This is a genomic window from Gardnerella vaginalis 1500E (assembly GCF_000263595.1).
Taxonomy (GTDB): Bacteria; Actinomycetota; Actinomycetes; order Actinomycetales; family Bifidobacteriaceae; genus Bifidobacterium; species Bifidobacterium vaginale_E.
Window position 1 is genome coordinate 1 of sequence record NZ_ADES01000001.1, and the last position, 14,009, is coordinate 14,009.

Below are 14,009 nucleotides of genomic sequence, written 5' to 3' on the forward strand. Positions count from 1 at the left end.
CACAAGAACATAAAACTCTCGCAGCACGTTGAGTGAAGATTTAACAAGTGAGCGCACCATACTCACATACAGTGCGCTCACAAACAAATCATTAAACAATCAACACGATTAACGTGTTAAAAGCTTAGTGACGGATCTTGCGAAGAGCAGCACCCATGCCAGCAAGCACGGAAGCAGCAACAGCAGCCAAAGCTACAGCAGCACCGGTCTTAGCCAATGGAGCAGCAGCCTTCTTACCAGCAGCCTTCTTATCAGCCTTCTTATCAGCCTTAGAATCCTTAGTACCGCTCAACTTGTTAATGCCGTCATGAACGCCACCAATGAACTTGTCAACAGAAGCCTTGCAGTCAGCAAGCTTGCCTTCAACTTCCTTAACATCAGCAGTGGCCTTATCAATAAGAACCTGAGTCTTATCCTGCTTAGCTTCGACTTCAGCCTTAGAGATATCAGAAGCAGCATGCATATCAACAGTTACATTCTGTTCATCCTGAGGGCGAGACTGATCTACGTAACGATTTGCTTCACGAGCATCGTAGTATGCAGTCCAAGCAGTCTGCAAAGCCTTGTAATGAGCTTCCAACTCAGTCAACCAAGCCTTCAACTGTGGAAGGGTGTGACGAAGATAATTGCAGTCACCCAACTTATCACGCAAACCAAGAATCATATTCTGAATCTTGTTATAGTAATATTCAACAATGTTAAGCTCTCTAACAACATCCTTACCCTTAGGAGTCTTGTTAAGCTTCTTGGCAAGATCTGTTGAGGCATTAACTACAGTTTCAGCCGCAGTAATGTTAGTATTTACATCGTCACCAAGCTTCTTAGCTGTGATGTCGCCGGTGTTATCCTTCTTCAACTTCTCGTTAAGCTTGTCCATAGTAGCTTTGAGCTCTGGGTCTGCATTAACAGTAGCTGTAAGCTGCTTGCTGAGATCATCAACTTTATCAGCCATTGCTGGGGCGGCGAAAGCCAAGCCGGAAACGAGGGTGGCGCCAGCAGCGAGTGCGGCGATAGCCTTCTTGTTAAACATAATATTTTCCTTTCTTCTTCTCCACCACGCTCAAAACACATGGTGAAAAACATAAACCCACAAAATCAATCTCTTGTGGATAACTTTCAGATAGAGCATCTAGCTGAAAGCTGTTATTAACATACCCCCCCCCGTTCGAAAAAGTCAAGAGCAAAAATATGCATCCAACACAGAAAACATCAACAAAATTACAAAAATATTCAAGTAAAATCGCATAAAACCATAAAAAATACGCCAAACGACACTGTTTAATCGCAAAAAATACTATTTCACGATTTTCAAAGATTTTTCTCAGAAAACTCTCAGAAAACTCGCGGCAGCTCCCCCACGCCGCCCGCAAACCCCTGAAAAACCGCCACTTTCCACGCGACACGCGCGAAAAACCACCTTAATGCGCGAAGCCCCACCTTCACGCACGACCAAAACTACTCACCCTTGCGCTGTTTTGGTCGAAATCTAGCTAAAAAACGACCTAAACTACTCACCCTGAGCAGTTTATGTCGAAATTAGTCAAAAGTCAGACATAATTACAAAAGGCAGGAGCTTGAGAATACCCAAACTCCCGCCTTAGAAGATTACCTTACTTACGTAAGTTTATAAACTTACAAAAGCAACAAAACTTACATAAGCAACAAAAGCAACCTAAATCACCTTAGCGTTAGGCAGCACGTTGCCGTCTTTATCAACGTTACAACTGTGCTCAACAGCAATCGTAATGTGATCAGAATCAACAGAGAAGAAGCCATCCGTCACCTTAAACACGTGACGCACACCTTGCAAATCGTCAACCTTCACAAAACCGTGATCAATCAACGCAAGCACAGCCTCATGCCCAGGAAGCACACCCATTGCGCCATTCACAGAAGGAATGACCACAAACTTAGCATCACCTTCCCAAACAGGATGCCTGGCTGCCACAACACTAACGTGCAGCGATTTTACTTGCTTTTCTGCCATAATCACGCACCAAACTCTTGCTGCATGTCGTGCCAACGACGCTCAAGATCATCAATGCCACCGATACCGGAGAACGCCTGCTCAGGAATTTCATCGTAAGTACCGTTGCAAATGCGAGTAAACGCCTCAATGGTTTCGTCTGCTGGCACATAAGAACCTGGACGACCTGTGAACTTTTCAGCCACGTAGAAGTTCTGACCAAGGAACTGCTCAATCTTACGAGCGCGGCTCACAGTGGTCTTATCTTCCTCACCAAGCTCATCAATACCAATCAAAGCGATGATGTCCTGAAGTTCCTTGTTGCGCTGCAAAATAGCCTTAACGCGGTTTGCGCAATCGTAGTGAGCCTGACCAACGTAACGCGGATCCAAAATTCTAGAAGTAGAAGTCAAAGGATCCACAGCTGGGTAAATACCCTTAGCTGCAATATCACGTGAAAGCTCAGTAGTTGCATCCAAGTGCGTAAAGGTTGTTGCAGGTGCAGGGTCGGTGTAATCATCTGCAGGTACGTAAATAGCCTGAAGCGACGTAATGGAATGGCCGCGCGTAGAAGTAATACGCTCCTGCAACGCACCCATTTCATCAGCCAAGTTCGGCTGATAACCCACTGCAGAAGGCATTCGACCCAGCAAAGTGGACACCTCAGAACCAGCCTGAGTAAAGCGGAATATATTGTCAATAAACAGCAACACATCCTGATTCTGCACATCGCGGAAGTACTCAGCCATGGTCAAAGCGGTAAGAGGCACGCGAAGACGAGTCCCAGGAGGCTCATCCATCTGACCGAAGACAAGTGCCGTTTTCTCCAAAACGCCAGCCTCAGCCATTTCGCCAATCAAATCGTTACCTTCACGAGTACGTTCGCCAACGCCGGCAAACACAGACACGCCACCGTGGTTCTGCGCAACGCGCTGAATCATTTCCTGAATCAACACTGTTTTACCAACGCCTGCACCACCGAACAGACCAATTTTACCGCCCTGAACGTAAGGGGTAAGCAAATCGATAACCTTAATGCCGGTTTCGAACATCTGAGTCTTAGACTCAAGCTGATCGAAAGCAGGTGGGTTACGATGAATTGGCCAGCGCTCAGTTACTTCAATATTTTCACCAGGCTTAGCATTCAAAATGTTGCCAGTAACGTCGAAAACATGACCCTTAGTAACATCGCCAACAGGTACAGAAATTGGACCGCCGGTATCTCGCACTAAAGCACCACGAACCAAGCCGTCAGTAGGCTTTAAAGCAACTGCACGCACGGTTGAATCACCAAGGTGCTGCTCAACTTCCAGCGTAATCTCGTGAACGGTATCACCTTCCGTGTTTCCAACGGTGTTGATATCGACCTTGAGAGCATTGTAAATATCCGGCAGATAGCCGACTGGGAATTCAACGTCAATCACGGAACCCTGAACGCGGGTTACGCGACCAGCTGTTGGATCGACCTCCTGCTCAGCTTCTGGAGGCGCTGTGGTCTGATTTTCAGCCATATGCTCCTAATCCTCCTCATTATTCAGCGCATCAGCGCTGCCGATAATCTCGGTAAGTTCTTGAGTAATGGATGCCTGACGAGAAGCATTAAGCTTCCTTGTCAAATCATCCACCAAATTGCGGGCGTTATCTGTAGCCGTATGCATAGCGTTCTGCCTACTTGCTGTTTCAGAAGCAGCAGAAGTAAGTAAGCACTCGTGAATACGAGACTGAATATACTTCGGCAAAACAGAATCCAGCACTTCATCCGGACTTGGCTCGAAGCAATACTCAACAGCCTCTGGATTGCTGCGACTGACTGCTTCTTCGCGAGCTGAAACTGCACTAGTAGACGACAACGATGCTGAAGGTCCAGAAGCTGCTTCGTAATCAGGACGGTGCATAGCAAACTCCTCACCATCCTTCAAAGGAACCAGCTCAACTGGCAGCATACGCAACGTACGAACTTTTTGCCTCACCATATTAATAAATTCGGTGAAAACAATATACAGTTCCGAAACTCCGCCTTCTGCTTCCGGCGTCATATAAGCGTCCATTAAAGTATCGGAAATCTTTTCTGCAATAGTAACGTCAGGATGGTCAGTAGAACCTTCCCACGTACCTGCCACATCGCGATTGCGATACTTGTAGTAAGTTGCACCGCGTCGACCGTACACGTACAGTTCCGCGTGCTTACCTTCCGCATCGAGTTTTGCAAGAAGCGCTTCAGTCTCACGAATAATCGAAGACGTAAACGCACCAGCCATTCCACGATCAGAAGTAAGGGCTAGAACTGCTACGCGATTGCCAGCATGCTCTTTACCGAAAATAGGATGCTTAATATTTGCTTCGTGATGAGCTACCAACGCCTGCACGGCATCGAAAATTGCGTCACTATAAGGCTTAGCATTAAGCGCAATATCTCGCGCTTTTGCAATATGCGAAGACGCAATCATTTCCTGAGCCTTAAAGATTTTACCCAAAGACTGTGTGGAAATAATTCTCGATTTCAATGCAAGTTGGGAGGACATACGCTACTTCCCCTCAGGCTCGCGACTATCTGCTTTTGGCTTAGCTACAAGCTGTTCCTTTTCAACAGGAGCAGGATTTTCAGCCGGCGGCAACGAATCCTTTACAATCAAAGGCTTGCCAACAGAAGTCTTAAACGTCCTACGGAAATCTTCAATGGCCGCATCAAGCTTAGCTTCAGTTTCCTTAGTGAAATCTTCAGTATCGCGAATCACTTGCAAAATGTCAGTTCCCTTATCGAGGTAATCCAACAATTCGTCTTCAAAACGCAAAACATCCTTCACAGGAATATCGTCAAGCTTGCCGTGCGTACCTGCCCACACAGAAACAACTTCTTGCTCCATTGCACGAGGAGAGAACTGCTTCTGCTTAAGCAGCTCCGTCAAACGCGCACCGCGAGTAAGCTGAGCCTTAGAAGCTGCATCCAAATCGGAAGCAAACATTGCGAAGGATTCCAAAGACTTGTAACGAGCCAAAGAAATCTTCAACATGCCTGAAACTTTCTTCAAAGCCTTAGCCTGTGCCGCACCACCAACACGAGAAACAGAAATACCGACGTCAACTGCTGGACGCTGACCTGCGTTGAACAAATCAGACTGCAAGAAGATCTGACCGTCGGTGATGGAAATCACGTTGGTTGGAATGTATGCAGAAACGTCGTTTGCCTTGGTTTCGATAATTGGAAGGCCGGTCATAGAACCGCCACCCAAATCGTCGGAAAGCTTAGCGCAACGTTCGAGCAGACGAGAGTGCAAATAGAACACGTCGCCTGGGTATGCTTCACGCCCAGGCGGACGACGCAAAAGCAAGGAAATTGAACGATATGCTTCTGCCTGCTTAGACAAATCGTCAAAAACAATCAAAACATGCTTGCCGTTGTACATCCAGTGTTGGCCGATTGCAGAACCGGTGTAAGGTGCAATGTACTTAAAACCTGCAGAATCAGAAGCTGGGCTTGCCACGATTGTGGTGTACTTCATAGCGCCAGCTTCTTCGAGGCTTTGACGCACGGAAGCAATTGTTGAACCCTTTTGACCGATTGCTACATAAATGCAGCGAACCTGCTTCTTTGGATCTCCAGTTTCCCAGTTAGCACGCTGGTTAATAATCGTATCGATTGCAATTGCCGTCTTACCAGTTTGACGGTCACCAATAATCAACTGACGCTGACCGCGACCGATTGGCGTCATTGCGTCAATAGCCTTCAAACCAGTAGACAAAGGTTCGTCAACTGGATGACGGTGAATAACGTCTGGAGCCTGGGCTTCAAGAATACGACGCTCACTGCACTCAATCGCACCCAAACCATCGATTGGATTACCCAACGGGTCCACAGTACGACCAAGATAAGCGTCACCAACCGGCACAGACAAAACTTCGCCTGTGCGGTATACTTCCTGCCCTTCCTCAATGCCTGTGAAATCGCCAAGAATAACAACGCCGATTTCATGCGCATCAAGGTTAAACGCAAGACCCAAGGTATCGTTCTCGAAAGTTAGAAGCTCGTTTGCCATACAGCCGGACAATCCAGCTACGTGCGCAATGCCGTCACCAGCCGTAACAACATAGCCAACTTCTTGCGTCGGCATGTCGGTAGGCTTGTACGAGTCAACGAACCCGTCGAGCGCCTTGCGTATCAGGGCGGGATCAATAGATAGTTCCGCCATAATTCTCCTTAATTTACTACTTCACTGCCTGTGTCCAAGCGCCATTTCGCGCAGAACGCTGCAACTGCTTAAGCTGCATCAACATGGTGCGATCGGTTATTTCATCACCGATTCGTATACGCATGCCACCAAGCACGTTTGGATCCACAATTGGGTTAATGTATGCACGATGACCCAACTTATTGCTGTAGATTTCAATCAAACGCTTAATTTGCTTATCTGTAAGAGGCTGAGCAGTGGTGACTGTAACCAAAGTTTCTCCAGCTTCACGCTCAAATCCTGACCAAGCACCACCAAAGCTGCCAGTTTTACCACTTTCAGCTCCACCGTGCCAGGTTCCTACGAGATAATGCATAATGCGCAATACAACAGGGTGCGCTTTACCTCCAATAAGCTCGTCAATTAAACGAGACTTATCTTCCGAAGATCTATTCGGATCGGTAATCGCATCAGAAAGCTCAGGATACTGATCAATCATGCCCATCATTGACGAAAGCTCGTCAGCAATGCGCTGCGCTTCATCGTGCGCATCTGAAATGGCCTGCGCAAGAGAAGAGCGCGACAAACTGTCGTTTGCACGCGATGCCTTTTCTGGCATTCTTACCTCCTCGTTTCTGTAATAATGAAGTAATGCAACGAATGCATCAAACTCAATAACTTACTATTGAGATTAATGCATCAAGCTTTACTTGCTTTGATCCGAATTTTTAGTTTCTCCAACTTCATCAATCACATGATCAATAATTTTGGAGCTTACAGTATCGTCATCCAGCTTGGATGCAAGAATCTTGCCAGCCAACGCTGCTGCAAGAACCGATACCTCTCCTTGGAGGCTGGACATGGCATGCTGATGCTGAGCTTCAATAGAATGCTGTGCCTCACTAATGATTTTGGCAGCATCCTTTTCAGCGCGTTGTCTAGCTTCACCAATGATTTTTGAAGCTTCCGTACGAGCCTCTTCGCGAGTTTTTGCAGCATCAGCTTGAGCTTGAGCAAGCTCTTCTTCCATCTGACTTTTTAATTCGTCAGCTTCATGCTGCACGTTTGCTGCTTTAGCTATTCCGCCTTCGATTTTTTCTGCGCGCTCGTCGAGAATTGCCTGGAATTTAGGCATAACGAACTTGTAGAAAAACGCTGCAAGAACTACCAAAACAACTAACGACCACACTAAGTCATAAGGCTCAGGCAAGAACAACGCCAAACCATTACTCTCAGTTGCATGTGACATGGCTTGTCCTTTCTATTCCTTCAACACTTTTATATTTGTGCTGGAACGAGTTGTTTCGTTCGGTTCACTTTCCCATAATGTAGGCAACGAATCCGAGCAAGCCCAGAACCTCAATAAATGCCAAACCGACGAACATGAACAACTGAATACGGTTGCCAACTTCTGGCTGACGTGCAGTAGATTCCATAGCTTTAGCAACGACTATTGCCATACCAAGTGCAGGAGAAATTGTTGCGACAGCAAAGCCAAGAATGCTGAGGTTGCCGACCAAACCTGCGAGAGCGATGATATTATTCATTGGTTTCCTTTCTGTTAAAACAGTAACCAGTATAAACCCGTAAGATGGGTAAAATCTGAAGATTTAAGCTATGCTATCAGGCAACAGCAACAGCAGACTTTTCTTCTTCCTCCGGGTAACTTTCCGAAATGTAGACAGAAGCAAGCACAGTGAAAATAAACGCCTGCAAACCGGCTACCATAATTTCGAATAGGGTAAACAGAATGCCACCAAGCAGCCACAAAGCACCGCCGAAGGCAAGGAGTTTATTGCTGGAATCCACCACAAAGAAATTGGTGAATACTAAGCAAGTGGCCACCAGCAAATGGCCAGCAATCATATTCGCAAACAAACGGATTGTAAGCGAAAGTGGTCGCACAATTATTAATTCTATGAGCTGCAATGGCGAAAGAATGAAGTAAATCGGCCATGGCACGCCCGCTGGGAACAACGCTTCACGGAAGAATCGCAAAAAACCTTTTTCACGAATGCCAGCAAGAAGATATTGACACACAACCCATAAAGCAAATACCAACGGACCAGTAATGGTTGCGGTTGCAGCCATATTTAATCCTGGAATCACAGAACAAAGATTAAAGAAGAAAATCGTGATGAAAAGTGTAGACATCATTGGCACGTAACGCTTGCCGCGCTCCTCGCCAATCATTTCGTAAACGATGTTGTAGCGCACAAAGTCCATTAAGATTTCCAGCACACTTTGGAATCTTCCTGGAACTAACTTTGCGCGAGCGGCACCAATGCCGAAAATAATCATAACGACTACAGCCATAAGAACACGCACCAAAATAATGCGATTCATGGCAAACGGTGTGCCCTGGAACAAAATCTCTGGAGGCAAAAACTCGCCAATATTAGGCAATTCTGGTCCAGACGAAGCCACTGCTGAAGCTACATTGGTAGTCCTCAGTAAAAAGTCAACCATTCCATCCATAAGTGCCTCCTTAAGCAATTCGTTCACACGCCTTCACAACTACGCCACTCACTCACATTATTAAATTCAATCATCTTGCGGCGTTATATATTATCTAAATCATCTATTTCGTATCTCGTAAGGCGCGGGGCACGAAACGAAAAATACATCTAACTGCTGATTGTACTCTTCGCTTGTACATAATTACGCAACTTCAAAATTTATTTGCTCATACCGTACTTAATACCGTCAAATGGACAAAAGTTATCAGAACGTGGAGAAGCCGGCTCATGCCTTATAGAACGTTCAGTTCCAAGCCTTCCAGCAGTTCTTAAATGGGGAATATCAGAAAGATTGTAAGGCGTAGTTTCGTACACCCAATTAAGCCAGTTGCGCCAAAGCAAATTCGCGTGTGCACGCCAAGAAAATAATGGCTCTAATTTTGGATCGTCATGAGGGAAATAGTTGTAAGGGAATGGCACGTTGCTCAAACCTTTTAACATGTCACGCTCATATTCTTGTGCAAGAGTCATTTTGCTGTATTCCCAGTGTCCAAGCGCAAAAACTTCAGAAAAATCACGCGTAGCAACTAAGCCTGGGCCAGATTCGGAACCATACGTAAGAATTTGCAAACGCTGATCTGAAGAAATGCTGTCAATATCAACGCTCGCTATCCTAGAATGCGGTTGTAAAGCGATTTCATCAAAACCATTTGTAAGAAAACAGTACTCATCCTGCAAATATTGTGGGAACACGCCAAAAATTTTTTCGCTGAGAACATGCTTTTTTATGCCATATCGATAGTAAAGCGCACCCATTGCACCCCAGCACAAATACATTGTTGAGAAAACGTGTGTTGCTGCCCAGTCAAGAATTTGCGTAAATTCGTGCCAGTAGTCGACATCCTCAAATTCCATGTGCTCAACAGGAGCTCCCGTTACAACAAATCCGTCGTAATAGTTGTTACGAAGTGCGTCAAGATTTTCATAGAATTTTACTAAATGATCAGCACTAACGTGCGTAGCTACATGCGTAGAAGTTTTCATAAAATCGACATCGACTTGCAAAGGAGACTTAGAGATGAGTCTCAAAAGCTGAGTTTCTGTCTCAATTTTTTTGGGCATAAGATTCAAAATCAACAAACGAAGCGGCCGAACATCCTGCTGTTCTGCTTCTGGGCGTTCCAATGCAAAAATTCGCTCAGCATCTAATATGCTTCGCGCTGGCAATCCTTCAGGAATCTTAATAGGCATGTGTTTATTATACTCCACACTTGTTTATGTTTATTGTGTCTATGTCACTCATGTGCACGAATCGTAAAATTTTAACCAGATACAGAGAGACACGCCCGAATTTGACAAATTTAAATTTGCACCTATCGTAGATAGAGCTGCTAAAAGTAGCCGACGCGGGGTGGAGCAGCTCGGTAGCTCGCTGGGCTCATAACCCAGAGGTCCATGGTTCAAATCCATGCCCCGCTACTAAAGCCAAGAATCACACGAATTTCTCACGATTGTTGTGGTTCTTGGCTTTTTTGTTTAATAACGCATAAAAGTTCAATCGGGCTAATCTCCAAAAGACACGCCACCTGCACAACAATCAATAAAGAAGTATTGCAAGGCGACGGCGAGCGCGCGCTAATCGAGCATCATCTGCAGGAAGCATAGCAAAATACTCAAGCATACGGGAACGAATAGCTTCAGAATCTAAACGATGCCCTGCAGCCAAAAAATCAAGCAAACGGCCAAAAGCGTCATCAATATGACCATCAATCATATCGACATCTGCCACAGCAAGCTGAGCGTCTACGTCATTAGGATTATCGCCAGCATTTTTGCGCACTAAAGCAACATCTGTATTAGTATTTCGCGCCAGCAGCAAAGCTTTGGCATGTTCACGCGCAGCAATAGAATCGTGCGGATCTGCATCCATAAGCTTTGCATATTCTAAAGCAGCGCCCTTATAATCACCTTTCATAGCAAGTTCATGCGCTTTTTCATGAGCTGCAGGAACTTGATTTTCACAATTAGAATTATTATCCGAAGATTTTTCCGAATCATCCTTAGAGTCTTCAGGCGACTGTACAAAAGGAGCTGTTCCAGCAACCCCCGAACGCTCGGCAACCTGCACTAATTGAGGTAAAATTGCGCTACAAATCTGTTGCAACTCATCATCGCTAGGTAATCCTTGCGAAATTGGCATAGGTCGCCCGCCAATCAAACCATAAATTGCAGGAAGTTGCTCAGCTCGTAAAGCCTGAGCAATACTTGGGCTTTCGTCTGCATCAATACGCGCCAACTGCATACGGCCGTCAAGTGAATTTACTGCATCCGCTAATTTTTGCGCAACATCGTAATAAGCAGTATCTCCAGGCTGCCAAAGCAACAAAATAATAGGAAAACTTACAGAAGTTTGAACCATTGCCTGGAAAGACTTATCATTAACGTCAATAACGTATCCGCCTGCTTTTGGTGCCGAATTATTAGCAGAAGAACCAGCACTCGAACCAGCTCCAGCTTTTGCAGCCTGCTTAGCTTGCGCCTCTACGCGACGCTTCACACCTTCTAAATCTACAGCTCCAGCAAGCGAAAATCCTCCTGGATTCATTCCTTGCGACTGACCGTTTACCATTATTGCCTCTTTTGCTAATTGCAATATTGTTGATTCTTATATTTACAACGCTTCTACTTTAATAGGCTGTCGTTCAGCACCAACCGGCGTAATTTTCATATGAGATCCAGCAGGTGGCACAACAAGCGCAATAACGTTTACATAAGTTACGCGCATAGTGCTTTTTGCTCTTCCATCTCCAAATAGTGCTTTTTCTTCGTCAGAGGCCGGCCTAGACTCACGTCCTTCTCCTGCAATACGCGTCCAAACAGAATCAATTCTTGCAACGACTAAATCACTTCCATCACTCGAACGCATAACGCTTATTTGCTTTAATTGTGGAGTAAAAACTTGTTCCTGCGAACCTTTGTTGCGCTCCATGCCAGCTTGTACAGCTTTAGAAAGTTCTGCAAGTTTTTGACGAAGATAATCTTCCTCAAAATATTTTGCATACTTGCTTTCACCGCCATGCTGAAGAACATCAGCATAAGCTTTTACTGATTCTTCTGGAGTCATAATTAAGCCAGTGTCATTTGATTTTCCCATTGAAGCACCAATACTTGGAACAGCAAATTTAGGAAGATGCACACCAGGGAAAAGTCGAGCAACAGCCCACAACTTATAATTCGACCTAGCTCGCTGCTGACGCAAAACAAGCAAACGCTTTGATTGCTGATCCTTAGTGGTGGTTGTAATTGTCATTAAGTCCCTAGGCCACCCAGCGTTTGTTGGCACAATCGTCTGAGCCGAAGCGCGCGGAATAATAGTCTTAGGATCTAATTTACCGGTTTTACTGGCAATAACAAGCTCACTTGTGCGAACATCAAGAGCAGGCCCAGAAACAGCTTTAGACAAGGCGTTAACGTCTTTTTCATCATTTGCCTGTTCCAGTGTTCGAAGCAAACCAAGACGAATATCCTTTTCTTGAATCATAGTTACATTAGGAAGCTCTTGACCGCTGCGAACTTCCACAGGCTTAGGCACTTGACCATCACAAGCAGATACCCCCGCAACAAGAGCAACAGATGCAGCACTTGCAACACACAGAGAAGCTGCGCGCAACGTTTTTCGCATAATTCCGCCATTATTAAACTCGCGAATATACTTATTAAGATTACGCATTTTAAGATTACGCATTATTGCTTGTTACCTCGCTCACTCGAGAAATTGCCCCGATAACCCTTATTATTCTTGCGATATCGCGAATTATTGCTATTTGCGTTGTGCCCACGACGATTGCCGCGAGTTTTCTTAGAATTATCTGTCTGCTTTGTTGACTTAGATTGCTTATTTTGATTTTCCTGCTTACCTAGACCGCCCTGACTGTCTTGCTTATCTCGCCTATCTTGCTTTTCCTGCCTATTTTTATAGTTCTTTTTATTCTGCTGATTTCGCCTAGTTTGAGAATTCTTACGATTCTTATCTACGCGAGCGGACTGAAAATCCTGATTATTTTTAGCATCGTCTTTAGATTCAGAATAAGAGTTCTTTAGATTTTCGTCGTTCAAATCCGAAGATTCATCAACAACACTTTCGCGATTTTCCTCTTCCCTCGGCAATTCATACGCAAATTCACCACCATCATGTTGTTGAATAAAACGAGTAGCGAATGCAAGCATATCGTCCTTAGAAATAACTGTGGTCTGCTCTATTGAATCTTCAGAAGATACCTGTAATGATGGAGACTCCTGGTTAAGTTGCTTAGAATCAGAATTATTTGCAATATTCTGATTCTCTACAGGATTTTTACCACGACGAGCGTGGCATCCATGGCGCGCATGCGACCCTGAAGCTTTTTTGTGCTTCCTATGAGCAAGCATTCCATGCACTGTTCCAGAAAATGCTTCAGAAAATGTGACTTCCTCATCTTTAGATTGTTTAGATAGCAAAGCGGAAGAATTTGCCGCAAGCTGCTTATTCCTGCGACGATGCGGAGCCATAGCAAAAATAGTTGCTGCCAGCAAAGCCAGCACGGCAAAAAGAGCACCAACAAAGTATAAAGGTGTTGCGAAATCTGGAACTTGATGCCTGCGCCAACGCAACTCCACAGAAGCAGCAGGAACGTTATCTCCCAAATCAATTAATAGAACACGTCGAGCTGCTTGAGATCTAACCCTCATAGAACGCGAGTAGCGACGATTTGAACTCTTTTTTGAATTCTTCCCAGACTTAAGAACTGCACCAGTTGCAACTGCATGGTCATATGAAGCAGAACCTGCAGTTTGAACATAATCATAAGTATTTATTGAAAGCTTTGCTAAACCAAGTTGGCACGTAACAGAAGGCCATAAGTTAGATTGTTGGAACTTAACGTCAGCATCTTTTATATCTGTACTAAAATCTTGTTGCAAAGTGCTTTTGCCAGACATTTCCGATACAGACAGATTATTCCAATCTTTAAGACCTGTAATGCGCTGAACTGGAGAGCCAGCTACCCAACCACGCACATCTTTTGTTAAACCAACAGCAACACAAATAGGTTTACGCGTGCGCAAAGCTGCAACACTTACGCGAACCTTATTGTCAACCAAATTAAGAACACCTGGATCTGTAACAATATAACGAGTTCCGGTTACTTGCGCATAAGCAATAACCACGTCATTCGGCTTCCAAAATGTTGCGTTAGCAACACCAAGAGCAACACTTAATACTGCAAGCACTACAAAAAATGGCGATACGATACGTCGCATAATTTTAGTGCGCAATGTTACTCGCCTTGCAGACTGTCGCATTGGTTGTCCTTCTTTTTCAGGAGCATTGTTGGTATTAGTCATAACGATACTATTCTACAATCTTTTCATACCAGTTGC

The 14,009-nt window shown here is 44.9% G+C and carries 14 protein-coding genes and 1 tRNA gene; 1 reads left to right on the plus strand and 14 read right to left on the minus strand.

Features of this window, described 5'->3' with window-relative positions:
- Positions 1-124 precede the first annotated feature (124 nt).
- From CGSMWGV1500E_RS05990 to CGSMWGV1500E_RS05940, 11 genes are all read right to left on the minus strand, one after another.
- Positions 125-1,030, minus strand: coding sequence for a hypothetical protein (locus tag CGSMWGV1500E_RS05990; RefSeq protein WP_004126212.1), 906 nt, complete (start codon positions 1,028-1,030; stop codon positions 125-127).
- Entirely contained in the window at positions 1,023-1,403 is a 381-nt protein-coding gene (locus CGSMWGV1500E_RS05985) for a hypothetical protein (protein WP_004126213.1), read from the minus strand. The genes CGSMWGV1500E_RS05990 and CGSMWGV1500E_RS05985 overlap by 8 nt, the downstream gene beginning before the upstream one ends.
- Positions 1,404-1,672: 269 nt before the next feature.
- The gene (locus CGSMWGV1500E_RS05980) at positions 1,673-1,987 is read right to left on the minus strand and encodes a F0F1 ATP synthase subunit epsilon (RefSeq protein WP_032843350.1); all 315 of its coding nucleotides are present in this window, start codon (positions 1,985-1,987) and stop codon (positions 1,673-1,675) included.
- Positions 1,988-1,989: 2 nt separating this feature from the next.
- Positions 1,990-3,477 carry a F0F1 ATP synthase subunit beta gene (gene atpD, locus CGSMWGV1500E_RS05975; RefSeq protein WP_004126215.1) on the minus strand — a complete coding sequence of 496 codons (1,488 nt, stop codon included), beginning with the start codon at positions 3,475-3,477 and terminating at the stop codon, positions 1,990-1,992.
- Between the two features lie 6 nt (positions 3,478-3,483).
- Entirely contained in the window at positions 3,484-4,488 is a 1,005-nt protein-coding gene (locus CGSMWGV1500E_RS05970; RefSeq protein WP_004126216.1) for a F0F1 ATP synthase subunit gamma, read from the minus strand.
- 3 nt (positions 4,489-4,491) lie between these two features.
- Complete coding sequence (atpA, locus tag CGSMWGV1500E_RS05965; protein WP_004126217.1) at positions 4,492-6,153, minus strand: F0F1 ATP synthase subunit alpha; 1,662 nt, start codon at positions 6,151-6,153, stop codon at positions 4,492-4,494.
- A 16-nt stretch (positions 6,154-6,169) separates the two neighbouring features.
- Complete coding sequence (locus tag CGSMWGV1500E_RS05960; protein WP_004126219.1) at positions 6,170-6,751, minus strand: F0F1 ATP synthase subunit delta; 582 nt, start codon at positions 6,749-6,751, stop codon at positions 6,170-6,172.
- An 87-nt stretch (positions 6,752-6,838) separates the two neighbouring features.
- Complete coding sequence (locus CGSMWGV1500E_RS05955) at positions 6,839-7,381, minus strand: F0F1 ATP synthase subunit B (RefSeq protein ID WP_004126221.1); 543 nt, start codon at positions 7,379-7,381, stop codon at positions 6,839-6,841.
- Positions 7,382-7,445: 64 nt separating this feature from the next.
- Positions 7,446-7,679 (minus strand): ATP synthase F0 subunit C, encoded by a 234-nt coding sequence (gene atpE / locus CGSMWGV1500E_RS05950; protein ID WP_004126223.1) that lies wholly within the window; start codon positions 7,677-7,679, stop codon positions 7,446-7,448.
- A 76-nt stretch (positions 7,680-7,755) separates the two neighbouring features.
- Entirely contained in the window at positions 7,756-8,610 is an 855-nt protein-coding gene (gene atpB / locus CGSMWGV1500E_RS05945; RefSeq protein ID WP_004126224.1) for a F0F1 ATP synthase subunit A, read from the minus strand.
- A gap of 200 nt (positions 8,611-8,810) precedes the next feature.
- Positions 8,811-9,842: a homoserine O-succinyltransferase gene (locus CGSMWGV1500E_RS05940; RefSeq protein WP_004126225.1), complete on the minus strand. Its 1,032-nt coding sequence runs from the start codon at positions 9,840-9,842 to the stop codon at positions 8,811-8,813.
- A gap of 154 nt (positions 9,843-9,996) precedes the next feature.
- Here CGSMWGV1500E_RS05940 and CGSMWGV1500E_RS05935 point away from each other — a divergent pair.
- A tRNA-Met gene (locus tag CGSMWGV1500E_RS05935) sits at positions 9,997-10,070 on the plus strand.
- 118 nt (positions 10,071-10,188) lie between these two features.
- Here CGSMWGV1500E_RS05935 and CGSMWGV1500E_RS05930 read toward each other — a convergent pair.
- The 3 genes from CGSMWGV1500E_RS05930 to CGSMWGV1500E_RS05920 are packed head-to-tail and all read right to left on the minus strand — an operon-like array spanning position 10,189 to position 13,973.
- Positions 10,189-11,220, minus strand: coding sequence for a tetratricopeptide repeat protein (locus CGSMWGV1500E_RS05930; protein WP_004126226.1), 1,032 nt, complete (start codon positions 11,218-11,220; stop codon positions 10,189-10,191).
- 42 nt (positions 11,221-11,262) lie between these two features.
- On the minus strand, positions 11,263-12,336 hold the full coding sequence (locus tag CGSMWGV1500E_RS05925) for a hypothetical protein (protein ID WP_004126227.1): 1,074 nt from the start codon (positions 12,334-12,336) through the stop codon (positions 11,263-11,265).
- Positions 12,336-13,973, minus strand: coding sequence for a hypothetical protein (locus CGSMWGV1500E_RS05920; protein ID WP_004126228.1), 1,638 nt, complete (start codon positions 13,971-13,973; stop codon positions 12,336-12,338). Before CGSMWGV1500E_RS05920 ends, CGSMWGV1500E_RS05925 begins: the two co-directional genes overlap by 1 nt.
- Positions 13,974-14,009 lie beyond the last annotated feature (36 nt).